Source organism: Bradyrhizobium sp. IC4059 (genome assembly GCF_020193615.1).
In the GTDB taxonomy this organism is placed as follows: domain Bacteria; phylum Pseudomonadota; class Alphaproteobacteria; order Rhizobiales; family Xanthobacteraceae; genus Bradyrhizobium; species Bradyrhizobium yuanmingense.
The window spans coordinates 112,806-134,074 of sequence record NZ_JADYVH010000001.1 but is presented as its reverse complement, the minus strand read 5'-3'; the positions used below and the strand labels follow the sequence as shown (position 1 = coordinate 134,074).

Genomic DNA, 21,269 nt, shown 5'->3' with positions numbered 1-21,269 from the left:
CGTTCGCGGATCATGATTTGGCCTTCGCAGCGTCCGGTCCAGCCGGATGCGCGGCGGCGAGCTGCCGGGCGATGCCGACACCGTTGCCCTTTGCCAGCTGACTGCCGAGCTGCTCTGCAAGCATCGACTTCCAGACGCCGCCAGCCGTGCCCTTGCCAAAGACCTCCTCCGACTCCTTCGGCAACATCGTCTCGACGAAGGTCTGGAGGATGAAGGCCTCGAACTTCCGGTAAATCTCGCCGGATGCCGGCGCCTTGATCACCTGCACCGGCGCGCCATTCACGGCACCCGACTGCGCTTCCGCGTCTTTCGCCGCGGCTTGATCGGCGGCCGCCGCTTTGGCCTTGCCGACTTCCGCCTCCATCGTGGCGGCGAAATCGGCGTCCGACGATTTCAGCGCGTCGAGCTTCGCGGTCGCGGCGCGCTGCGTCGCGGGGTCCGCGGCTTCGAGGACGTCGAGGACGAGGTCGGGCGTCGCTGTCACGATCATGTCTTGTTCCGGTTGGCTGGCTGTGGCGTCCAGGCGTGCACGGTAAGGCTCGTTCCCGTCATGTCCTCGAGCGAGCGCTTCTCGGCATCGCGGAGCTTGTCTGCGAGTGCGGCCTTGGCGACCTCCTCCAGCTGTTTCACGCGGCGGGTCTCCCGGCGAACTTGGTCGAGCTGCTGCGCGGCCTGCGCCTGCACCGCACGGGCGCCGACGCTCGCCCTGTTGAGACGCCGCGCGATCGATTCGTTCGACGATCCCGCCGGCGGCTTTCCATCGTTCAAGGCTCCGACCAGCCATTCCTGCTCGTCCTGCAGGCTGCGCTCCTGCTGCCGCAATTGCGCGAGCTGCCACTCGGAGAGCCGGAGCTGCAGCTTCACCAGCGAGACCATCCGGCCGAGCTTGTCCGCGCGCGATGTCATGACCCGGTCACTCCGCCAGCCACGACGACACGCCCAGCATGAACTGCGTCAGCAGCTCGTCGCTGGTGAGGTAGAGCAGCAGGAAGCCGCCGAACAGCACGAAGGGCACCGAGATGAAATAGACCGGAATGGCCGGCGTCAGCTTGTTGATCAGGCCGACCGCCAGGTTGACGATGACCGAATAGACGATGAAAGGGCTCGAGATCCGCAGCGTCAGCACGAACGCTTCCGAAAGGCGGCCGACGAGCAGCTCGAGCGCGACGCTGCCGCCCAGCCTGCTGCCGGGCTTCCAGACGTCGTAGGAGTTCATCAGCCCCCGTAGCACCTGCCAGTGCTGGTCGGTCATGAAGAACAGCGTGGTGACGGCCGCCATGATCAGCGGCACCAGGGCCGGCGCCGGATCGGTGTCGGCGATCGGTGTGCCCGGGATGTTGCTCAGCCCGATCGCGCTCGCCATCATGGTCGCCATGGTCTGGAGGGCGAGGAAGAACACGCGGCCGCCGAGCCCGATGACGCTGCCGACCACGAGCTCGGAGCAGATCAGGAGCGCGAGCGTCAGGGGAGCCGCGTTGTCCGTGAGCGGCTTCAGGACGGCAATCAGGATCGGCGTCAGTGCAAACGTCGTGACCAGTGCGACGAACAGGCGCACCTGGGGCGGAACGTTGACGCTGGAATAGCCGGGCACCAGCATCAGGCAGGCGCCGATGCGGCAAAACACGATGAACGTCACCAGCACGCTGTCGGCGAGCCCTGAGATCACGATATGGCTCCGAGCGCCCTGATCTCGGCGCTGCGCGCGACTTCGACATGCGACAGGATCGGCAAAGTCGGGAACACCCGCTCCAGGATCATCCGGACATAGGGGCGCGCTTCCGGCGTCACTGCCAGCACCACGCTGGTGCCGCTCTCGGTGAATTTCCGGATCGCGGCGCTGGCTTCGGTCGCGAACTGCTCGATCAGGCGCGGGTCTGCGTCGAACTCGACGACGTCCCCCTTGGCATCGCGCTTCAGGCTCTGGCGGAAAGCGAGGTCCCAGCGGTTACCGAGACGAACCACGTTGAGCACGCCATTGTCGAAGAGATCGCCGCAGATCTGCTGGGCGAGCCGGGTCCGAACGTGCTCCGCCACCTGCTCGGAGCGCCGCACATGGGGCGCGATCTCGGCGATCGCCTCGAGGATCAGGTGAAGATTGCGAATGGAGACTCGCTCGGCAAGCAGGATCTTCAGGATCGCCAGCAGGCCCGAATAGGAGATCTGCGACGGGCAGAGATCCTCGACCAGGCGCTTGTATTCGGGATCGAGCCGGTCGAGCAGGGCACGCATGTCCTTGTAGGACAGCAGCTGGGCAAGGTTCGCCCTGATCACTTCGCTCAAATGCGTGAGCAGCACCGACAGATTGTCGACCGGCTTGCAGCCCTGCCGCTTGACTTCGTCGGTGAAGGCTTCCGTCACCCACAGCGCCTTCATGCCGAACGCAGGCTCGATCACCTCGTCGCCCGGCACGTCGGGCTTGCCGTCCTTGTCGACCAGCACCAGCACCTCGCCGAGCCTGAGCTCGCCATGGGCAACGCGCGTGTCGTGAATCCTTATCTGGTAGCTCTTAGGATCGATCGACAGATTGTCCGTGAGCTTGATCTCGGGAATGACGAAGCCGTACTGCTTGGCGAATTTCTTGCGGATCTTGGCCACGCGGTGGGCAAGCTCGGTGCGCGAGCCCAACAGATGGATTGAAAGGTGGCCGCCGAGCGCCAGCTCGATCTCGGCGGTCTTGAGCTGCTCCTTGACGGACTCCTTGGCCTCAGCCTGGGCGCGCTCGTCGGCCTTGCGGGCCTCCTCCTTCTGCTTCAGCGCAGCCTGCCGCTTCGGCAACGAATAGCCGACGAAGGCCATGACACCCCCAAGCAGCACAAACGGCGCCATCGGCAGCCCCGGCATCAAAGCGAGCACGAACATCATCAGCGCGGCGGCCGACACCGCGCGCGGATAGCCGCCGAGCTGCCGCAGCACCGCCTGCTCCGCCGAGCCCGTGGTGCCGCCCTTGGAGACCAGGAGGCCCGCCGACAGCGACACGATCAGCGCCGGCATCTGCGACACCAGACCATCGCCGACGGAGAGCTTGGTGTAGACGTCGGCCGCGCGGGACAGAGTCAATCCGTGATGGGTGACGCCGATGACGATGCCGCCGAAGATGTTGATCGCGGTGATGATGAGACCGGCAATGGCGTCGCCACGGACGAATTTCGAGGCGCCGTCCATGGCGCCGAAGAACGCGCTCTCCTCTTCGAGCTCGCGGCGCCGTCGCTGCGCTTCCTTGTCGTCGATCAAGCCGGCGGACAGGTCCGCATCGATCGCCATCTGCTTGCCCGGGATGGCGTCCAGGGTGAAACGGGCGCCGACTTCGGCGATACGCGTCGCGCCCTTGGTGATCACGACGAAATTCACCGTCACCAGGATCGCGAAGATGATGAGACCGATCACGAAGTCGCCGCCCATGACGAACTTCGAGAAGCCTGCAACGACATGGCCCGCCGCATGTTCACCCTCCCCGCCCCGTGACAGGATCAGGCGCGTCGTCGCGATGTTCAGCGCCAGGCGCAGGATCGTCGCGATCAGCAGAACGGTCGGGAAAGCAGAGAAGTCGAGCGGGCGCTGAATCCACAGCGCCACCATCAGGATCAGGGCCGAAAGCGCGATCGAGAACGCGAGGCCGAGGTCGATCAGGATCGGAGGAATCGGCAGGAACAGGATCGTGAGCATGGTCACGATGCCGGCGGCGAAAAAGGCATCCGTTCCGAGGCGGCGCTGATTGGGCGGGCTAGCAGCTAACGTATCGGCCATGGGGTCACCGGCAGAGGGGTCCGCCCGCAATCTGCCGCGCAAAGCTTACGCGGGGATGGTGCCGGGCCGTCCGGATCAGAAGCCGCGCTCGATCCTGGAATAGACCATCTCAGTGAAGGTCGACAGATGCGCGCCGATGAAGGAGCCGGAGACGGCAACGACCAGGAGAATGACGATGATCTTCGGAACAAAGGTCAGCGTCACCTCCTGGATCTGGGTCAGCGCCTGGATCAGCGCGATGACGGTGCCGACCAGCATGGCTGCGCCGACCGCAGGCCCGGAGGCGACGATGATGGTCCAGATCGCCGCCTGGACGATATCGAGGGCGTCCCGCTCGTTCATGACTGGCTGATCGTGAGGCCCGGTCCGACCGCGACCTTGGTGCCGTCCTGAAGCGTCGCGATGGAGCCGTCGCTGTTGATGGAGACCGAGACGACCTTGCCGCTGAAGGTCGCGCCGGTCGAGTCGGTGAAGCTGACCGTCTTCCCGATCAGCCCGTTGGCCTGCGACAAGGACTGCGAGGACAGCAGCGCGTCCAGCTTCGCATTCGTCTGCATCGCCTGCTCGACCGTCGAGAGCTGGGCGAACTGGCTCATATACTGCGCGGTGTCCATGGGATTGGTCGGATCCTGGTTCTTCATCTGGGCGATGAGGAGCTGGAGAAACGTGTTGTAGTCCACGCTGTTGCTCGACGTCGTCGAGTTGGTGTCGGTCGAACTGGATCTGCTGGTGCTGTCGGTCGCGCTGGTGACGTTCATCTTGTCTCTCCGCTGTCAGGCAGCTTCGACTGGGGAAACGGCGGCGGCGCCGGCCAGGATGGCCTGCTCCACCGGAAACAACGCGCGAATCCGCTTGAGCGCCTCGAAATAGCGGGTCGCCCCAACCAGTTCGTGGATCGCGCCGAGCCCATCGAGCATCTCGCGGTTCTCGCAAACGGCACACAGGGCCGCGTGATGCTGGGCGTAGAGCGCCGCAGCGTCGCGAACGTCGGTCGGGTTCATCAGCATGAGCTGGACGATGAAATAGAGCTGCCGCAGCGCCGTGGTGGCGTCGGACGCCTGCATGACCTGCCCTTCGAGCAGGAACATCACGTCGTTGACGAGCTCGACGGAGACCTTGCGGTCGACGCGGAGCACCGCGCCGTTGATGTAGACCCGTTCGCCCGCGCGCAAGGAGATCTTCATTAAAGCGCGTCTCGGATCAGGCGGTTGATTTCGATGAGCTGCACCACGTCGCTGGACCGCTGCTCGCGGAGACGATCGGCTTCCTTGACCACCCACAGGCCGATCGAGATGATGTCGGCACGCAGCTTGTCCGGCAGGCCGTTGTCCGGGTGCGCGAGATCCTCGATGAAGATCGTCCACAGCCGCCGCACATAGAGCAGGCTCTCGACCTGATCCTCGGGGCTGAAACGTCCCTTCTGGATCCGCTCGAGCCGGTCGATGCCAAGGCTGAGTGCCTGCCGCTCACGGCTGCGCGCCTCATAGCCACTATCGTCAACGACCGCTTCATAGGCTTCAAACGTCATCAGGACCACTCTTCGCAGAAAACCGAACAACTGGACAAAGGTTACGAGCCTGACAGCGCAGCCTTGGCTCAGAGATAATTGATGAGGCTGATCTTCTGGAGCTGCGAGGTGAGCGCCAGCGCGGTCTGGATCTGTGTCTGCAGCGTATTGACGCGGACCGAGGCTTCGGTCGGGTCGACCGCTTCCATTCCGACGATCTGATTGTTCAGAATGTCCTGCTGCGTCTTGAGCTTGGCGGTTGCGGTGGTGACCCGTTGCTGAACCGTGCCGACGCTGCCGCCGAGCGCAGCGAGATCGTTGATGGCGTTGCCGACCAGCCCGATGGCCTTGTCCACGACGACCTGGAACGTCTCCTGGCTCAGCTTCACGTTGCCGAGATCGGCCATCATGGTGTAGGCCTCGGCGAGCCTGCGGAAGCCGATCTCGTTGGCGCTCACTGACGTGTCCGCGATCTCGGTGGTGGAGATTCGGCTTTGCATGGTCTGGTCCGTCGCCGAGGACCAGTTGGTGTTCCAGGCCGGGCTCGCGAACCCGGCATCGAAGGTGGTGTCCAGGAAGGTCTGCATCTGGGCCGGCGTAATGGTGGCCACGGCGGGCGAGGATTGCGGGAAGCCGAAGGCCGCGAGAAAATCGGCATCGACCTGGTTCTTGCTGGCCGAGCCCGCGGCGTACGGCGTGATGGGCGCGTTCTGCGTGTTGATGCCCGAGAACAGCGACGAGCCGTTATAGGAGACATTCAACGCGCCGATCAGGTCCTGGAGATTGGAGGATGCAGGCGGCAGGATGACCCGCCCGCCGCCGTCGGTGCTGCGGGCCGCGATCAGATCCTTGAGGAAGTCGGTCGCGGTCTTGTTGAGCTGGGTGATCCTGTTCTGCGTCACGTCCAGGCGTCCCGAGACGAGACCGTTGGTGTCGACGAGCTGGTCGGCAAAGCTCCAGTCCGCCCGCAGCGTGAGGTCGCTTCCCGTCGTCGCACCGAGTTCCAGACCAACGTCGTAGAAGCGGCCGGTGGTCGCTTCGGTCGAGGCCTTGCTCAGCGCCGCCTGGTTGTTCGTGATCGAATACCTCAACGACGAGGACAGCATCAGGGTGGAAACGTAATTCGCGCTCATCATGGCTCAGTTCCCCACGGCGGCCAGCAGGCTCTGCAGCATTTCATCGACGGTCGAGATGATCTTCGACGAGGCCGAATAGGTTCGCTCGACCTGGAGCATCAAGGCCATTTCGTCGTCCATGTTGACGCCGTTGACGTTTGACAACGCCGTGATGCTGCGGTTGAGCAATGTGCTCTGGTACTCGGAGTTGGCGTCGGCGGTCTTGCGCTGGTTTTCGATCCAGCTCGCCGATGATGATGCGAAGTCGATCAGGCTGCCGCTCGGCTTGCCTTGCGTCGTTGCATCGAACGGCTGCGCGGCATCCATGCCGCCGATGAGCTGCTGCAGTCGGGCCGAATAGCCGCCGTTGCCGGCGGTGTTGTATTGGTAGGCGGGGTTGCCGCTGATCGCGCCGTCGCGTAGCAAATTCGGGTTGCCGCCCAGGCTCGGATCGACCGAGGCCGCGACCGAGATCGTGCCGGCGAGGCCCACCGAGACGGTCGCGCTCGCCGGCATCGCCGGCGCGCCCGGATAGGTGAAGAGACCGGGAACGTCGGGCAGCGCCGCGGCGGTTTGATCGCTTTCCCTGAACGTATTGATCAGGCCGCGCGCGATTTCGTCGAGCTGGCCCTGATAGGTGACGGTGTCCTGGTCGCGCAGCTGGGCGAGGCCTGCGAGCTTGCCCGACTTCAGCGGCATCACCGAATTGGCGCCGGTCACCGGGACCCCGTCGATGTAGACGGCGTTGCCCGTGGTGCCGGCGGTGTAGGCATTCGTCGGCGCAAAGCTCACCGTCCGCGCCGTCTTGTCGAACAGCACCACGCCGCTATCGGCGTAGAGCGCCGCGTCGCCGTTGGGGCGGATCGACATGTTGACGCCGACCTCCTGCGACAGCTGCGAGACGATGCTGTCGCGCTGATCGAGATAGTCGGTGATGTCGTCGCCGGAGATCGTGCCTTTCACGATCGCGGTGTTCACGGTCTCGAACCGGGAGAGCAACTGGTTGATATTCTGAACCGACGTCTTCATGTCGGCATCGGCGCTTTCGCGGACCGACTGCACGGTCCGGGTCGCCTGGTTGAGCGCGGTCGCCATGTCCTTGGCGGACGCGACGGCCGCCTGCGCCAGGGTGGCGTTGTCAGGGGCGTTGGCATATTTCTGCAACGCCTGCTTCAGCGCGTTGAGCTGCGCCGTCGGCGACTGGTCGAGCTCCGGATCGTCCACCGTCGCGGTGGCGATCTTCTGCAGGCCGTCATAGATCGCGGTCTGCTTGGCGGACGACGAGGTCGCGATCAGGACGTTGTTGTAGAGGCCCGAGCTGGCGGCGCGCTGGATCGCCGCGACATAGACACCGGCGCCGGGCAGATTGTCCAGCACGGTGAGCTTGCGCGAATAGCCGGTGGCGCTGGCACCGGCGATGTTGCGCGAGATGACCGACGACTGAACGCTCGACGCCATGAGCGAGGAGCGAGCCGAGTTGAGAGCGGCGGTAAGCGACATGGCGTGCTCTTGCCCGAAACGAGCGCCGAGGAATTCAGCGCTTCAAGTTGACGACGACATCCAGCAGATCCGAGCCGGTCTGGAACGATTTCGAGTTCGCCGTGAAACCGCGCTGGGCCTCGATCATGCCGGTGAGTTCGTCCGCAAGGTCGACGTTGGAGTCCTCCAGGGCACTGGACTGGATCGTGCCGAGCCCACCCGTGCCGGCATTTCCGACCTGCGCGTTGCCGGAATTCATGTTGGTCGAATAGACGTTGCCGGGCTCGGGCGTCAGATTGTCGGGGCTCGCGACGTCGGCGAGCATGATGGTGTAGAGCGTCAGCTGCTGCCCGTTCTTGAGGATCGCCGTCACATGGCCGGCATCGTCGATATCGACCTTGTCGATCGCCGAGGGAACGCTGCCATTGACAGTGGCCTTGAAGCTGAAGTCGGTGCCGACCTGGGTCAAGTTCGACAGGTCAAAGGTCATCGCCGCACCTCCGGGAACGGTGAAGGCGAGACCGGTCGGGCTCGCCGCGGCGAGCGCGCCCCTGCCGGCCGCCGTGGTGTCGAAGGTGAAAGTGGTGGCGGCGCCGAGCGAGGTGCCCGTCGCGGAGTCGTAGACCCCGATCTGCCAGGTATCCGAGCCGGCAGCCGTCGCCGTGTGGGACATATAGACGTCGAGCGTAACGGCCTGGCCGATATTGTTGTAGGCCACGATCGAGCTCTTCGATGAATATGACGCCGGGCCGGGCGGGCCAGCAATGACAGCCGCTTTCGGATCCAAATTGCCGGTCGTGAGCGTTCCCGCCGTTGACGGCACCGGCACCTGCGAGACCTGGGCGATGTTGACGATCTGCATCCCGGACAGGCTGTTCTGCGAGAAGTTGGTCACGTTGCCGGGCTGGCCGAGAAGATAAAAGCCGGCCCCGTTGACCAGATTGCCCTGGCTGTCGGGCACGAACGAGCCGGCCCGCGTCAGATATTGCTGCGTGTTGTTGGCGTTCGACACGACGAAGAAGCCATTGCCCTGGACGCGGAGGTCCGTGGTCGACGTGGTATACTGCGTATTGCCCCCGTCGCTGATGGCATAGCGGACCTTGGTTTCGACAGCGCCGGAATCGTAATTGCCGGAGCCGCTCTTCAGGATCAGCGAGGAGAACTCCGTCGAAGCCCGCTTGTAGCCCGTCGTGTTGACGTTGGCGATGTTGTCCGAGACCGTCGACAGCTTGTTGGACTGCGCGTTCATCCCGGAAACGCCGGTGCGCATAACACCATACAGGCTCATGAATTGGGCTCCTTTGGTAGGTTGCAGCTACAATGGGGGTTCTTGCTTGCGCGGGGCTGATGATTGGGCGCGATGCACAACTTGTCGTGGTCCGGTCAGCTCTGCTTCAGCTCGTCTTGGGCTGGCAGAACGAGCGCGCCTTGTCCGTCCACGCGCCGAAACCGCTCGAGACGAGATGCGCAACGATGTGACAGACATAGCGCTTCTGCGCCGGCTGATTGTTGGGACCCGCGTTGTAGCGCGCGACAGCCATGGTCCAGCTGCCCTCGCGCTGCTTCAACTCCTTCAGGAACCGCGCGGCGTATTCGACGTTCCCCGCGGGATCGAACATCGCCCGGACCGAAGCGAACTTGTCGCCGTGATAATAATGGTTGATCTGCATGCAGCCGAGATCGATCAGCTTGATGCCTTTGCTGCGCATCGCCTCGAAATTCGCGATTGCATCGTTGATGTCCTTGGCGAACACGGTCTGGCCGTCGGCCCCGAGCGCGTAAGGATGGAGCGCGCCGCGCCGGCCGGTCTCGGTGAGGCCCACCGCATAGAGAATGCCGAGCGGAATCCCATGCTGCCGGGCCGCGCGCGTCATCTCGCGCTCGCAGGGGCGCGCAGTCTCGGCGGCGGCTTCCGAAGCGCTCGCGTTACAGATAAACAGGGCCGCGACGGTGATGCGGCGCCACGTCCTGCTCATGACGCGTCTCCTGGTTGAACTGGCGCTCCTGGCGAGCCTGTTTCGCGCCGCCGTCGGATTGCCCCGACGACGTGCCGGCACCGCCGAACGCGCCTTGCGACTGCGGCGAGGATTGTTGCTGGCCCGAGAGCTGGGGCTGGGACTGGCCGGAGCCGCTCTGGAATCCGTCCAGCGAGCCGTGCTGGACCGGCGCGACGTCGGCGACGTAGCCGGCCGACTGCATGAGCTCGCGGATCTGGTCGCGCTGCTGGTCGAGCATCTGGCTCGTGTCCTTGCGCTCGGCCGCGAGCTGGACGGACACTTCGGTGCCGACGAGACGCAGGCGCACCGTGACGTTGCCGAGGGCGGGCGGTTCGAGATTGACCGTCAGGATCCTGAGCGGCTGATCCGGTGCGTTGGTCTGGGATGCGGCGAGATCGGGTGCCGCGGACGCAGCCGGTGCCGAGGACTCCTTCAGCTCGGCGACGACTGCATTGGCAACCTGCTGCGGGGCGTTGAACTGCGCCGGTGGCAGATGGGTTTCCTGCTGGACCACGGTGACCTTGGTTGTCTCGGGTAGCGCGGCGCGCGCCGAAGCCTTGGCAGCGCGCTCGACATCGGCCGTAACCGCCTCGAAGCCGGGTGATGTCGGCCTTGCGCTCGAGGCTTCCGCACCTTGCGTCAGCGCAGATTGCGACGCCGCCATCGCTTGCGAAGCCGCCGCCTGCGAGCGCGCGCCGGCCGGGGCAGGACTGGATGGACTGGCATCGCCGGTCGCCGCCTTCACCGCGCCCGGTGCCTCGTGCTTCGCCGAGGGCGACCGCTCGTCACGCGCGGGCGCGTCCTTGTCTGCGGAGGGCACTTGCATCTGCGGTTTCACGGCAGACACAGCAGCGATCTCCTGCCCGACCATCACAGCGATGCCGGATTGATCCTGGCGATCTGTCCCGGTGAGATGATCGACCGGACGGGGTTGCTCCGCCAGCTTGTCGGACTTGGTGTCGGAGGTCTCGTCCATGGACTTTGGATCAGCAATGGTCGCGACGCGTTCGCGCAGCGCCGCCTCCTTCGGCTGCTCCTGCTCGGCCGGATGGATCGAACGCGTGCGCAGCGTTCCGGTCTTCGCGGCCGCCTCGCTGCCGTCTTCGCTCAACGCCTGCTTGGCGAGATTCGAGACGGTGTGGAGCAGATCGTTGAAGGACGAGTTCGCCTGTGGTTTGGTCGCGGCACCCTTTGCCGCGCGCGACCCGCGCATGTTGAGACTCTCGGCGAGACCGTTGAAGAGCTGTCCGGAGGTTCCGCTGAGCTTGGTCATGGCCGGCGATCCTTGGTCAGGAGTTCGAGCTCCCCGAGCTGCTTCTGCGCGCGTGCGAGCGTCGCGGTCGATGACGCCAGATCGAGTCGCGCCGGCGTTGCCGGGGGCTTATCCGCCGCCGCGGCGGATCCGCCCGCGAACGGCTTGCGGACGTCGAGCGCGAGCTGCACCGTGGCATTGAGAAGGGGGACGTCGCGTTCGGGCAGCTTCGACCGGTCGAGCGCCTTCAGTTCGGCGAGACCGCCGTCATATTCGTCGGTGAGCACGCGCGAGGCGCCGCGGAGGAAATGGGCGCGCTCGCGTTCCGCCGATGTATCCGCGCTGAGGGTCAATGCCCGCTCGCCGGCCAGCCGGGTCACGGTCAGCCGTCCGCGCACCATCGCGGCGCGCGCCATCATGAGATAGAGCTTGAGGCGGCTGGCGCGATCGATCTGCTCGAGCAAGGCTGAGATCCGCGCAAAGCGGCGCTCGTCGAGTGCCAGGCTCGATTGCGTCAGCCCCGCGGAGAAGCGCTGCCAGAAATCGCCCGCATAGATCGAGTTGCGGTAATGGCGGATATAGGCCAGCGTCAGGAACTCGAACTTCTCGAAATCCTCCGCCTGCCCCACCAGCAGGATCTCGCGCCGCAGGGCCGCCTCCTCGACCAGCGTGCCGGGCAACAGCAGGCGCGCATCGTCCAGGCGCTCGATCGCGAGCGAGGCCTCGGCGCGCGCGAACAGCGCGCCCTGAACCAGCGCGACCTGTCCGCCCAGTCCCGAAGGAATCGTCCGCGGCTTGATCTCCTTGAGCAGCTCCCGTGCTTCCTCTTGGCGACCCTCGACATAGGCGAGCGCACCGTTGAACAGCCGCTCGTCGACGTTCAACTTGTCGCGCGGCAGTTTGCGGACGATTTGCGGCGCACCGCCGCTGAGCAGGTAGATAACGACCGCCTGGCCGTTCCGCGGATTGCTCCACACCGCGGGATCGGCCGCGAGAAACTTCTCGCCGATTTGCCGGATCAGCGCGATATGACTGCCATGTGCGGCGGTGTCGCCATTGGCGATGCCGTCCTGCACCGCTTGCAGCGCGCGGACGAGCTCATAGGGTTCGCTGCCCTGGGGTGCAGGCTGGGCAAGAGCATTTGCCGCGATGAACGGCAGCAGCAAGACGGCGCGGCGCAGCAGCCTGATCAAGGTCGCTTCTCCCGGATCAGGATTTCGATCCGGCGGTTCTGGGCGGCCGCCGGATCGTTCGGGAGCTTCGGCCGCCGATCGGCGTAACCTTCGATATGCTCGATCCGCCGCGCATCGACGCCGGAACGGACCAACATGTAATAGGCCATCTGCGCACGCGCGGTCGACAGCCTCCAATTGTCGTAGGTTTCCGATCGATACGGCCGATTGTCGGTATGCCCGCGGACGATGATCATGCCCTGGCGCTTCATCAGCAGCGGCCCGATCTTGTCGATCACGCGGATCAGCTCGGGCCGCGGCTCCGCCGAGCCGACCGCGAACATGCCGAAGCTCGCATCGTCGGTGAGGCTGACCAGGAGCCCTTCCTCGACCTGACGCACCTCGGCCGCCGGCCCCGCCCCTGCTTTGATGTCCGACAGCGCCTCCGCGACCGCGGACTGAAGCTGCTTGAGGGTGGGCTGCTGTGTTTGCGCCGCGTCGCGCGCCTCCGGCTCCTTCGCCGCATCGTTGGGACGAGCCTGCGGGGCGGTGCTCACCTGGACGCCAGCTTGGGCGCTGCCCTCGCGCGGCGACTGCGTCGGTGCGGCGCCCGGCGGCATCAGCGGCGACAGGCTTGCGGACGAGCTCTCCGGGCCCGGAGCCACGTTGCCGCCGGCATCATCCGTCCTGCTCCGGCGCGCCTGCACCTCGCCCGGATTTGCTCCGGCTGCGCCGTCTCGCGCGGAGGCATTCGGCTTCGGCTCGCTCTCGATGAAGCGATCGGCGTCCTTGGACGCCTGTGGCGCCAGCTTCCAATAGCCCGGATCGAATGGATCGCGATAGGCATCGCCTCCCTTGAGGCCGTCCTCTTCAGCGGAGGTCAGAGCGCCGGCGCGCCGCTGGCCCGTCGACTGGTTCGCGCTGTTGGCGATCTCGGCGAGCGTCGCATAGGGGTCACGGAACAGGACCTTCTCCTCGAAAGAGGCCGGCTTCTCAGCCGTCGGAGAATCGCCGCGCCTTTCCTCGTTCGTACCGGCCGGCTGACGCTTGCCGTCCTGGCCTTCGAACGACGACGGCTCCTTGTTGGAGAGATCCTTGAGGCCCTTTGGGGCAGGTGAGTTCTCAGCGAGCTTGATCGGATTGAAATAGCTCGCGACGACCTGCTTCTGGTCCTGGTTGAGCGCGTTGAGCAGCCACATGACCAAAAAGAACGCCATCATCGCGGTCATGAAGTCCGCATAGGCGATCTTCCAGACGCCGCCGTGATGCGCCTCCTCGGCGAAGGCGCTGCGGCGGCGGACGATCACGATCTCATGCTTGACCTCCTCCATGGCGGACTACCGGCGCGCTTCCTTGAGGCGTTCACTCCAGGCGGAGATCTGCGTCTCGATCACGGTCTGGTCGGCCACGACGCGCACCTCGAGCGTCTCGGCGGCCACGTATGCGATGCCCGTTCGCCTGGACGCCTCGAGCTGCGTCTTCACGAGGTCCAGCAGCTCGCTCGGGCCGGTGACCTTGAAGGCGGGCGCCGACGAGCTGCCGGTCAGCGCCGCGATCTGCTCGACCAGCGATCCGATCGCCTTGTCGCGCACCGCATCGGCGAGGAACGGCAGCAGGATCCGCGCCACGGAGCTTGCGATGTTGGTCTCGATCTCGCGGCAGGCCGCCTCGAAGCCGCTGACGATCGCGACCGCCTGCTGGTCGGACCATTTGGCCCGCTCTTCGCCGAGCCGGATCGCACTGCGGACGCGCTCCTCGGCCAATTTGGCGTCGCCTTCCGCGACGCCCGCGGCATGGCCGCGCCGATAGGCATCGTCCAGGAGATTGACCGGCGGCGCTTCCGTCGCGGGCGCAGGGGACTGAGCCTGAAGCTGCGTGTGGGCCTGCGACTGCGATTGAGGCTGCGGATCGCGCCTCGCCTCCTTTGGCCTGGTCAGCACGTCCTGGATTTTCGGAGGCGGGGGCGGCGGCGACGACTTGACCCGGCCGTTCGCATCGAACTGCGTCAGGAGTTTTCCGATTGCCGCGTTCATGCCGCCTCCTCGCGTCGCATCCAGTCTTTAAGGATCGCCGCCGCCTGCGTCTGATCGAGCCGGACGATCTGCTCGAGCCGCTTCTGCGGCGTTCGCTGCATCTTGCCTTCGAGGTCTTCGACGAGGTTGAGCTCGGCCTCCTCGCCGTCGGGCAGCGCAAGGGCCGCCGAGGCCTCGAGCTGGGCGGCCTCGGCCGCCTCGGCCTGCTCCTGCTCCGCGCGATGGGTCAGGATGCCGTTGACCGCCGGCCGCAGCCCGAACCAGACCAGCATCGAAGCCACGGCCAGGATCGTGATCGCGTTGATGACGCTGCCGAGCTGCTTGTTGATCATCTCGACGAAGCTGATCGGCGGCACCGGCGCCAGCTCACGCGAGCCCTCGATGAAATCGACGGCCGTCACCTGGATCTGATCGCCGCGCGCCTTGTCCAATCCGCCCGCGGTCGCCGCGAGCTGGCTGATCTCGGCGAGCTTGCTGTCGATGATGGCCTGGTTGCTCTTGTCGCCGAGATCGGCAACCAGCCGAGCGCGATTCACCAGGACGGCGATGAACAGCTTCTTGACCGAATAGCCGTCGCTGACCGTCGTTGTGGTCTTGGAGGAGACCTCGAAATTGGTGACGTCCTCGCGGCGGGTCTTGTCCTCGCTGGAGTTCTTGCCGCCGCCCGCATTCACCTGCTGGTCGGGGAGATTCTGCTGCACCGTGGTCGGCGACGAGCGGTCGGCGTTCTGCGAGGATTCCTTCTCGCGTACGGCCCGCACCGAGCGCTCGGCGCGGTTCTCGGGATCGTAGACCGTCTCGTTGATCTGCCGCTTGTCGGTGGACAGCTGCGGAGCGACGCTCACCTCGAAGTTGTCGAGGCCCAGATACGGCGTCAGCGCCTTGCGAATGCTCTCCTGCACCATGCCGCTGACCGTCTTCTGCAGGCTCGCCATCTTGGTTGGCGCGGCGCTGGCCTCGTCCTCTTCGGCGAGCAGCATCGAGCCGTCGGCATCGAGCACCGTCACCTTGTCGCGGCTCATGCCGGGAATGGCGGCGGCGACGAGATGCCGGATCGACTGTGCCGTGCGCGCCTCGATCGCGCCGTCGGTGCGCAGCACGACCGATGCCGAAGGCGGCTGCTGCGTGGCGCGGAACGAGCCGCGCACCGGCAGCACGATATGCACGCGCGCCGCCTTCACGCCCTTCATCAGCTGGACGGTGCGGGCGATCTCGCCTTCGAGCGCGCGCAGCTTGGTGACCTCCTGCATGAACGAGGTCAGCCCGAGCGAGCCGATCTTGTCGAACAGCTCGTAACCGGAATTGGCGCTGGTCGGCAGCCCCTTCTCGGCGAGCAGCATCCGCGCCTGCATGGTCTGGCTTGGACGCACCGAGACCGCATCGCCGGCGGAATTGACGTCGAAGGTGATGTTCTGCTCGCGCAGTGCCGCGCCGATGCGCGTCACGTCTTCGCGGGTGAGGCCGGTGTAGAGCGTTTCGAACTCGGGGCGGCTGAGATAATAGGCGCCGCCGACGACGGTGACGAGAACCGCAAAACCGATCAGTCCCAAGGCCATCAGGCGTCGCGGCCCAAGCTCCAGCAGATTGTTGAGCAGTTGCTGTACCTGCGCACGACTGAGCATATGACCTCGTACCAATGCGAATGGTGACGACACTCAGCTGCCAACCTTGTCTGAAGGTTGCGCGAGGCGCGAATGTTCGGGTTCGCTGGCGAGGCGTTGCAAATATGCAAGACGGGGCGACGCAATCGGTTTGGCAGGCGCGAGCAAGCGCTCGCGCGCAGGGCAGCCCGACCGGCTGCGGCATGTCGCAAGACGTATGACGAAGGTTCGATTGCCGGCATATCGCGTGTCGGCGCCCACCATCACGGCGGGGACCGTGCTCCCTGAGGGAGCACGGTCGTTTTCGAAAGCGCCGCTTAGCCGCGGAACAGCGACAGGATGCTCTGGCTGTTCTGGTTGGCGATCGAGAGCGCCTGAACGCCGAGCTGCTGCTGGGTCTGCAGAGCCTGCAGGCGGGTCGATTCCGCATTCATGTCGGCGTCGACGAGCTGGCCGACGCCGCGATCCACGGAGTCCATCAGGGTCTTGACGAATTCCGTGTTGGTCGAGATGCGGTTCTTGACCGCGCCGAGATCGGCAGCGGCCGAGGCCACCGAGTTGATCGCCGCCGTGACCTGCGCGATGTAGCCATCGAGCGTGGTCTGATCGGCCGCCGAGTCGGTCAGCGCGGCGATGTTGATCGTGTCGACCGAGGCGCTGCCGGCCACGGTGTCCAGAATGCCGGTCTGCGTGGTCGAGTAGAGCGTGTAATTGGCGGTCGTCACCGTGATCGAGCCGATGGTGGGCGTGCCGCCGACACGCGAGTAGGACGAGACGAGGTTGAAGCTCGTCGGGGTGGTGCCCGTCGTGGTGCTCAGCCAGTTGATGCCGTTGAAGGTGGCCGAATTGGCCTTCAGCTTCATGTCCTGCTGGATCTGGGTGATGTCGGCCTGGATCTTGGTGCGGTCGATACCGGCGGTCTTGGCTTCGACCAGCAGCGCCTGGAGCTTGGTCAGACCCGAGTCCTTGTCGCCGATCACCGAGGTCAGAGCGGTGTATTCGGTGTCGACGGTCGCAGCCGACAGGCCGAGCGAGTCGGAGACCGCGGACAGCGCGGCGTTGTCGGAGCGCATCGAGGTCGCAATCGACCAATAGGCAGCGTTGTCCGAGGCGGTGGACACGCGCTGCCCGGTGGAAATCCGGTTCTGCGTGGTGGCGAGTTGCGTGCTGACAGACCGCAGGGTCTGCAGCGCGGTCATGGCGGAGGAGTTGGTGAGAAGACTAGAACCCATTTTGATGTCCCTTTGAAGATTGACTTGAGTTGGGGACATACCGGGCTTGCACCGGTACGACAGGGCGGCGTCATGCCTTTGGGCGTGCCGCAAACGCGGGTTCAAGGCCCAATCTGTCGTAGCGGCGAGGTTAGCGAGCGAAGCTTGTGCGGGGCTTGTGGCCCTGTGTTCCGGCCGCAACAGTCGGCCGGACTTGGGCGCGTGGCCATGCCCAAACGAAAGGGCCGCGCTTCGCGAGAAGCGCGGCCCTCCCCAGATGACTTCCGCCTTAGCGGAACAGCGACAGGATGCTCTGGCTGCTGTTGTTGGCGATCGAGAGCGCCTGCACGCCGAGCTGCTGCTGGACCTGAAGGGCGGCCAGGCGGGTGGATTCCGCGTTCATGTCGGCGTCGACGAGCTGACCGACACCGCGGTCAACCGAGTCCATCAGCGACTTCACGAAGTTCGTGTTGGTCGAGATACGGTTCTTGACGGCACCGAGATTGGCGGCGGCCGAGGCCACCGAGTTGATCGCAGTCGTGACCTGCGCGATGTAGGCATCGAGCGTGGTCTGGTCGGCGGCCGAGTCGGTCAGCGCGGCGATGTTGATCGTGTCGACCGACGCACTGCCGGCCACGGTGTCCAGAATGCCGGTCTGCGTGGTCGAGTAGAGCGTGTAGTTGGCCGTCGTCACCGTGATCGAGCCGATGGTGGGTGTGCCGCCGACGCGCGAGTAGGACGACACCAGGCTGAAGCTCGTCGGGGTCGTACCCGTCGTGGTGCTCAGCCAGTTGATGCCGTTGAAGGTCGCCGAGTTGGCCTTCAGCTTCATGTCCTGCTGGATCTGGGTGATGTCCGCCTGGATTTTGGTGCGGTCGATACCTGCAGTCTTGGACTGCACCAGCAGCGCCTGGAGCTTGGTCAGACCCGAGTCCTTGTCGCCGATCACCGAGGTCAGAGCGGTGTATTCGGTGTCGACGGTCGCGGCAGACAGGCCGAGCGAGTCGGACACCGCCGAGAGCGCGGCGTTGTCGGAGCGCATCGACGTTGCGATCGACCAATAGGCGGCGTTGTCCGACGCGGTGGCGACGCGCTGGCCGGTCGAGATCCGGTTCTGCGTGGTGGAGAGTTGCGAACCCACAGACCGCAGGGTCTGGAGTGCGGTCATGGCAGTCGAGTTCGTAAGCAGGCTTGACATTGCGAATGTCCCTTTATGTACGCGTTTACATTTTCACGAGGGGACATACCGGGCTTTCACCGGTACGGAAGGGCGGCATCATGCCTTTGGACCGATCTGTGTGGGTCCAACCCGCCGTATCGTGTTGCTAGCACGCCGAATCTTGCTTCCGCATTAAGACGAGCTTGAATTCCGCAGCAAAATCATATGGTTAAAATTACGCGCCGCTAACCATATCCAGCGCGTTTCGTTTAACCATAATCGGCCGGCGGGCGCTCGCGGCGCTCACGAGAACGAGCGGACCAGCCCGGAGGCCAGCAGATTCCAGCCGTCGATCAGCACGAAGAACAGCATCTTGAACGGCAGCGCGAGGATCGTCGGCGGCATCATCATCATGCCCATCGACATGGTCAGCGTCGCCACGATCATGTCGATCACCAGGAACGGCAGGATGATGAGGAATCCGATCTCGAACGAGCGCCGGAGCTCGGAAATCATGAAGGCCGGAATGATGACGCGCAGATCGACCCGCTTGTCGTCGAACTTCCTGCGGAAGCTTTCGGCGGCGAGCGCTTCGAAGGTCTGGAGATCCTTGTCGCGGACATGGGCCAGCATGAACTCGCGGAACGGGTCCGTGATCTTCAGATAGGCTTCCTCTTCCGATATCTCGTTCTTCATCAGCGGCTGGACGCCGCTCTCCCAGGCCCGGTCGAAGGTCGGCGCCATGACATAGAAGGTCATGAACAGCGCGAGGCTGATCAGCACCAGGTTGGCGGGCGTGGTCTGGAGGCCGAGACCGGCGCGCAGGAACGACAACGCCACCGCAAATCGCGTGAAGCTCGTCACCATGATCAGCAACCCCGGCGCCACCGACAGCACCGTGATCAGCGCCATCAGTTGGATGATCCGGCCGCTTGTCGAGCCGTTTCCGGGCGGCAGCAGCGAATTCAGGTCGGGAATCTGGGCCAGCGCCGCTTCGGGCAGCACGACCAGAACCAGCGCGAGCAGCAGGACTTTCACCCTCACTGGATCACCAGCGTTTCGATGATCAATTCGCGGACCTTGCCTGACGAGCGGATACTGGCGCGCTCGGTCAGGTCGTCGCGCAGATGCTGGAGCCCGCGCGATCCCTCGAACTGCGCCACCGTAGCCGACCGCAGATAGGTCACGATGTCCTCGCTGATATGGGCGGCCAGAATGCCGGCATCCTCGTCGCTCATGCTGTCGGTCACCATCGAGGCTTCTATGCGCGCCCAATTGTTGGCTGGCGCCGCGAGATTGGTCACGATCGGAGACAATTTCCTGAGCCGCGCGCTGCCGGCGTAGCTCGACGCGATCGGCGGCGATGTGGCGTTCTTCTTGGCGTCGGCAACGCGTTCGGCGGTCGCGATCAGATGCAGACCGGCAATCGCGCCCGCGCCGATCGCGATCAGGGTCAGCACGACGATGGCAGCGATCAGGCGCATGGCGTCTCCTGCCATCGCGGCGCGATCCAGCCGGCTCGGGCCTCAGAATGGTGCCACGGCGTCATAGATCCGGTGTCCCCATCCAGGCTGCTGCACGTCCGACAGATTTCCGCGCCCGCCATAGGACACGCGCGCCTCGGCGATCTTGTCGTAGGAGATGGTGTTGGCTCGCGAGATATCGCGCGGACGCACGATGCCGCCGACCTTGAGCACGCGCATCTCCGTGTTGACGCGAAATTCCTGCGAGCCGCTGATCATCATATTGCCGTTCGGCAGCACGTCGGTGACGACGGCCGCGATCGAGAGCCTGATGTCCTCGGTGCGGTCGATCTGGCCGTTGCCCTTGATCTGGGTATTGGTGCTGAGATTGGCGTTGGCCGAACCCGTGTCGCTCCATCCAGCGATGTCCATCAGCCAGTCGAGCCCGAACTTGACCTGCGAATCGCGCGAACGGCCAGTCTTGTTGTCGAGCTTGGCCTTGTCCTGCATCGAGATGATCACCGTCACGACGTCGCCGGTGCGGCGGGCGCGCGGATCGCGGTAGAGATCGGTGCCGTCGTCCCAGGTCGAGCGATAGCTGACGGGCGTGCGCATGCGCGGCGTCACCGGGATCGGATCGGCCTGCATCCGCAGGCCGCTGCCGACGGGCGACATCTGCGGACCGGTCAGGACTTCGGCCGGATGGTAGCACCCGGCCAGGAGCACCGACGCCGCGAGCAAGGAAAGGATCGGCCTGTTCATCTATTTGCTCTTTCCGTCGTCGACGCGACGCATGCCGCCGAGCAGGTCTGCGAGGTGCGCCGCGCGTGCCGTGTCCATCTCGTTGAAGATCGCGCTCGAGCTGCGCGGGCTGAGCTTGGCGAGCACGGCGGCGGCGGTCTCGTCGGCCATGCCAGCGATCTGCGTCGCCGCAGCTTCGGGCTTCATGCGCGAATAGATCTCGACGACGCTCGCTTCGGCCTTCTTCAGGAAGTCGTCGCGCAGCGCCATCCACTTCTCGTATTCGGCGCGCTTGGCCTCGACCTCGGCGATGCGCTCGCGCAGCAGGCTCTCGGCCTTCTCGAGCTCCTTGAGCTGCCAGGCCAGCCTGGCATCGACGGCGGGATCGGCGACGTTGCTGCAGAACAGCGCGATTTCGTTGTCCGGGGGCGGCGCAGCCTGCGGCGGTGCAGGCTTCGGCGGCGCCGTGACGCTGCCAGGCTTGGCCGGACGGGCAGGCGCCGGTGTCTCCGGCACCGCACCGGTGACCACGGGGCCCGAATCTTCGGCCGCCCATGCCGTGGCCCGGACCGACGCATTGTCGACAGGTGTCGCGGTGGCCGACGGCTGCGGCTTCTGCGGTCCGCCCGCGCGGGCGCGGGCGAAGGAGAGCAGGTTGAGCGGTTTCGACGGCTTGGCCTCGTCCAAGGCGAGCGCGGGCGAGGCGCTCGCGAGCATTGCTGCCGCGGCCAGCAGGAGGAGTTTGCCTTTGTGATCCAGCTTCAGCATCGGGCCGCGTGCGATTCTCGCTTCAGA

At 65.1% G+C, this 21,269-nt stretch carries 23 protein-coding genes; all 23 read right to left on the bottom strand.

The features are described from left to right. Nucleotides 1–10 precede the first annotated feature (10 nt). The 23 genes from I6F12_RS00640 to I6F12_RS00530 all read right to left on the bottom strand — a co-directional run bounded on the left by I6F12_RS00640 (nt 11) and on the right by I6F12_RS00530 (nt 21,242). Nucleotides 11–490, bottom strand: coding sequence for a rod-binding protein (locus I6F12_RS00640; RefSeq protein WP_225155259.1), 480 nt, complete (start codon nt 488–490; stop codon nt 11–13). Continuing rightward, on the bottom strand, nt 487–906 hold the full coding sequence (locus I6F12_RS00635) for a hypothetical protein (protein ID WP_036007058.1): 420 nt from the start codon (nt 904–906) through the stop codon (nt 487–489). Before I6F12_RS00635 ends, I6F12_RS00640 begins: the two co-directional genes overlap by 4 nt. A 7-nt stretch (nt 907–913) precedes the next feature. After that, a complete protein-coding gene (fliR, locus tag I6F12_RS00630) occupies nt 914–1,666 on the bottom strand; it encodes a flagellar biosynthesis protein FliR (RefSeq protein ID WP_036007054.1) in 753 nt (250 codons plus the stop codon). Continuing rightward, complete coding sequence (flhA, locus tag I6F12_RS00625; protein ID WP_225155258.1) at nt 1,663–3,744, bottom strand: flagellar biosynthesis protein FlhA; 2,082 nt, start codon at nt 3,742–3,744, stop codon at nt 1,663–1,665. Before flhA ends, fliR begins: the two co-directional genes overlap by 4 nt. A 75-nt stretch (nt 3,745–3,819) precedes the next feature. Continuing rightward, nucleotides 3,820–4,086, bottom strand: a complete 267-nt coding sequence (gene fliQ / locus I6F12_RS00620) for a flagellar biosynthesis protein FliQ (protein ID WP_025034323.1) — start codon at nt 4,084–4,086, stop codon at nt 3,820–3,822. Further along, a complete protein-coding gene (flgD, locus tag I6F12_RS00615; protein ID WP_036007048.1) occupies nt 4,083–4,502 on the bottom strand; it encodes a flagellar hook assembly protein FlgD in 420 nt (139 codons plus the stop codon). The genes fliQ and flgD overlap by 4 nt, the downstream gene beginning before the upstream one ends. Nucleotides 4,503–4,517: 15 nt before the next feature. Further along, nucleotides 4,518–4,928, bottom strand: a complete 411-nt coding sequence (flbT, locus tag I6F12_RS00610) for a flagellar biosynthesis repressor FlbT (protein ID WP_036007045.1) — start codon at nt 4,926–4,928, stop codon at nt 4,518–4,520. Next, on the bottom strand, nt 4,928–5,272 hold the full coding sequence (gene flaF / locus I6F12_RS00605; RefSeq protein ID WP_036007043.1) for a flagellar biosynthesis regulator FlaF: 345 nt from the start codon (nt 5,270–5,272) through the stop codon (nt 4,928–4,930). Before flaF ends, flbT begins: the two co-directional genes overlap by 1 nt. Nucleotides 5,273–5,340: 68 nt before the next feature. Next, complete coding sequence (locus I6F12_RS00600; protein ID WP_057030132.1) at nt 5,341–6,387, bottom strand: flagellar hook-associated family protein; 1,047 nt, start codon at nt 6,385–6,387, stop codon at nt 5,341–5,343. A 3-nt stretch (nt 6,388–6,390) separates the two neighbouring features. Beyond that, nucleotides 6,391–7,866 carry a flagellar hook-associated protein FlgK gene (gene flgK, locus I6F12_RS00595; RefSeq protein ID WP_057030131.1) on the bottom strand — a complete coding sequence of 492 codons (1,476 nt, stop codon included), beginning with the start codon at nt 7,864–7,866 and terminating at the stop codon, nt 6,391–6,393. 34 nt (nt 7,867–7,900) lie between these two features. Further along, nucleotides 7,901–9,133: a flagellar hook protein FlgE gene (locus I6F12_RS00590; RefSeq protein ID WP_025034317.1), complete on the bottom strand. Its 1,233-nt coding sequence runs from the start codon at nt 9,131–9,133 to the stop codon at nt 7,901–7,903. 106 nt (nt 9,134–9,239) lie between these two features. Beyond that, nucleotides 9,240–9,821, bottom strand: coding sequence for a transglycosylase SLT domain-containing protein (locus tag I6F12_RS00585; RefSeq protein WP_057030130.1), 582 nt, complete (start codon nt 9,819–9,821; stop codon nt 9,240–9,242). Next, nucleotides 9,772–11,115, bottom strand: coding sequence for a flagellar hook-length control protein FliK (locus tag I6F12_RS00580; RefSeq protein ID WP_225155257.1), 1,344 nt, complete (start codon nt 11,113–11,115; stop codon nt 9,772–9,774). Before I6F12_RS00580 ends, I6F12_RS00585 begins: the two co-directional genes overlap by 50 nt. Then, complete coding sequence (locus I6F12_RS00575; RefSeq protein ID WP_036007028.1) at nt 11,112–12,287, bottom strand: chemotaxis protein; 1,176 nt, start codon at nt 12,285–12,287, stop codon at nt 11,112–11,114. Before I6F12_RS00575 ends, I6F12_RS00580 begins: the two co-directional genes overlap by 4 nt. After that, entirely contained in the window at nt 12,284–13,597 is a 1,314-nt protein-coding gene (locus I6F12_RS00570; RefSeq protein ID WP_036007025.1) for a MotB family protein, read from the bottom strand. The genes I6F12_RS00575 and I6F12_RS00570 overlap by 4 nt, the downstream gene beginning before the upstream one ends. A gap of 6 nt (nt 13,598–13,603) precedes the next feature. Further along, nucleotides 13,604–14,299: a hypothetical protein gene (locus I6F12_RS00565; RefSeq protein ID WP_225155256.1), complete on the bottom strand. Its 696-nt coding sequence runs from the start codon at nt 14,297–14,299 to the stop codon at nt 13,604–13,606. After that, complete coding sequence (fliF, locus tag I6F12_RS00560) at nt 14,296–15,921, bottom strand: flagellar basal-body MS-ring/collar protein FliF (protein WP_036007021.1); 1,626 nt, start codon at nt 15,919–15,921, stop codon at nt 14,296–14,298. Before fliF ends, I6F12_RS00565 begins: the two co-directional genes overlap by 4 nt. 296 nt (nt 15,922–16,217) lie before the next feature. After that, a complete protein-coding gene (locus I6F12_RS00555; protein ID WP_036007019.1) occupies nt 16,218–17,132 on the bottom strand; it encodes a flagellin in 915 nt (304 codons plus the stop codon). Between the two features lie 268 nt (nt 17,133–17,400). Continuing rightward, complete coding sequence (locus I6F12_RS00550; protein WP_225155255.1) at nt 17,401–18,309, bottom strand: flagellin; 909 nt, start codon at nt 18,307–18,309, stop codon at nt 17,401–17,403. Nucleotides 18,310–18,573: 264 nt separating this feature from the next. Further along, nucleotides 18,574–19,314 carry a flagellar type III secretion system pore protein FliP gene (gene fliP / locus I6F12_RS00545; RefSeq protein ID WP_036007014.1) on the bottom strand — a complete coding sequence of 247 codons (741 nt, stop codon included), beginning with the start codon at nt 19,312–19,314 and terminating at the stop codon, nt 18,574–18,576. After that, entirely contained in the window at nt 19,311–19,754 is a 444-nt protein-coding gene (locus tag I6F12_RS00540) for a flagellar basal body-associated FliL family protein (RefSeq protein ID WP_057030123.1), read from the bottom strand. The genes fliP and I6F12_RS00540 overlap by 4 nt, the downstream gene beginning before the upstream one ends. A gap of 42 nt (nt 19,755–19,796) precedes the next feature. Next, nucleotides 19,797–20,495: a flagellar basal body L-ring protein FlgH gene (gene flgH / locus I6F12_RS00535; RefSeq protein WP_036007011.1), complete on the bottom strand. Its 699-nt coding sequence runs from the start codon at nt 20,493–20,495 to the stop codon at nt 19,797–19,799. Beyond that, on the bottom strand, nt 20,496–21,242 hold the full coding sequence (locus tag I6F12_RS00530; protein ID WP_225155254.1) for a MotE family protein: 747 nt from the start codon (nt 21,240–21,242) through the stop codon (nt 20,496–20,498). Between the last annotated feature and the right edge of the window lie 27 nt (nt 21,243–21,269).

What these genes read in the sequence shown, in the direction of transcription:
- I6F12_RS00550 (WP_225155255.1), bottom strand. Translation starts at nt 18,309, where the DNA reads ATGTCAAGCCTGCTTACGAACTCGACTGCCATGACCGCACTCCAGACC.
- flaF (WP_036007043.1), bottom strand. Translation starts at nt 5,272, where the DNA reads ATGACGTTTGAAGCCTATGAAGCGGTCGTTGACGATAGTGGCTATGAG.
- flgD (WP_036007048.1), bottom strand. Translation starts at nt 4,502, where the DNA reads ATGAACGTCACCAGCGCGACCGACAGCACCAGCAGATCCAGTTCGACC.
- I6F12_RS00555 (WP_036007019.1), bottom strand. Translation starts at nt 17,132, where the DNA reads ATGGGTTCTAGTCTTCTCACCAACTCCTCCGCCATGACCGCGCTGCAG.
- I6F12_RS00540 (WP_057030123.1), bottom strand. Translation starts at nt 19,754, where the DNA reads ATGCGCCTGATCGCTGCCATCGTCGTGCTGACCCTGATCGCGATCGGC.
- I6F12_RS00565 (WP_225155256.1), bottom strand. Translation starts at nt 14,299, where the DNA reads ATGAACGCGGCAATCGGAAAACTCCTGACGCAGTTCGATGCGAACGGC.
- I6F12_RS00590 (WP_025034317.1), bottom strand. Translation starts at nt 9,133, where the DNA reads ATGAGCCTGTATGGTGTTATGCGCACCGGCGTTTCCGGGATGAACGCG.
- flbT (WP_036007045.1), bottom strand. Translation starts at nt 4,928, where the DNA reads ATGAAGATCTCCTTGCGCGCGGGCGAACGGGTCTACATCAACGGCGCG.
- I6F12_RS00635 (WP_036007058.1), bottom strand. Translation starts at nt 906, where the DNA reads ATGACATCGCGCGCGGACAAGCTCGGCCGGATGGTCTCGCTGGTGAAG.
- I6F12_RS00570 (WP_036007025.1), bottom strand. Translation starts at nt 13,597, where the DNA reads ATGGAGGAGGTCAAGCATGAGATCGTGATCGTCCGCCGCCGCAGCGCC.
- flhA (WP_225155258.1), bottom strand. Translation starts at nt 3,744, where the DNA reads ATGGCCGATACGTTAGCTGCTAGCCCGCCCAATCAGCGCCGCCTCGGA.
- I6F12_RS00640 (WP_225155259.1), bottom strand. Translation starts at nt 490, where the DNA reads ATGATCGTGACAGCGACGCCCGACCTCGTCCTCGACGTCCTCGAAGCC.
- fliF (WP_036007021.1), bottom strand. Translation starts at nt 15,921, where the DNA reads ATGCTCAGTCGTGCGCAGGTACAGCAACTGCTCAACAATCTGCTGGAG.
- I6F12_RS00530 (WP_225155254.1), bottom strand. Translation starts at nt 21,242, where the DNA reads ATGCTGAAGCTGGATCACAAAGGCAAACTCCTCCTGCTGGCCGCGGCA.
- I6F12_RS00600 (WP_057030132.1), bottom strand. Translation starts at nt 6,387, where the DNA reads ATGATGAGCGCGAATTACGTTTCCACCCTGATGCTGTCCTCGTCGTTG.
- I6F12_RS00580 (WP_225155257.1), bottom strand. Translation starts at nt 11,115, where the DNA reads ATGACCAAGCTCAGCGGAACCTCCGGACAGCTCTTCAACGGTCTCGCC.
- flgK (WP_057030131.1), bottom strand. Translation starts at nt 7,866, where the DNA reads ATGTCGCTTACCGCCGCTCTCAACTCGGCTCGCTCCTCGCTCATGGCG.
- fliQ (WP_025034323.1), bottom strand. Translation starts at nt 4,086, where the DNA reads ATGAACGAGCGGGACGCCCTCGATATCGTCCAGGCGGCGATCTGGACC.
- flgH (WP_036007011.1), bottom strand. Translation starts at nt 20,495, where the DNA reads ATGAACAGGCCGATCCTTTCCTTGCTCGCGGCGTCGGTGCTCCTGGCC.
- I6F12_RS00585 (WP_057030130.1), bottom strand. Translation starts at nt 9,821, where the DNA reads ATGAGCAGGACGTGGCGCCGCATCACCGTCGCGGCCCTGTTTATCTGT.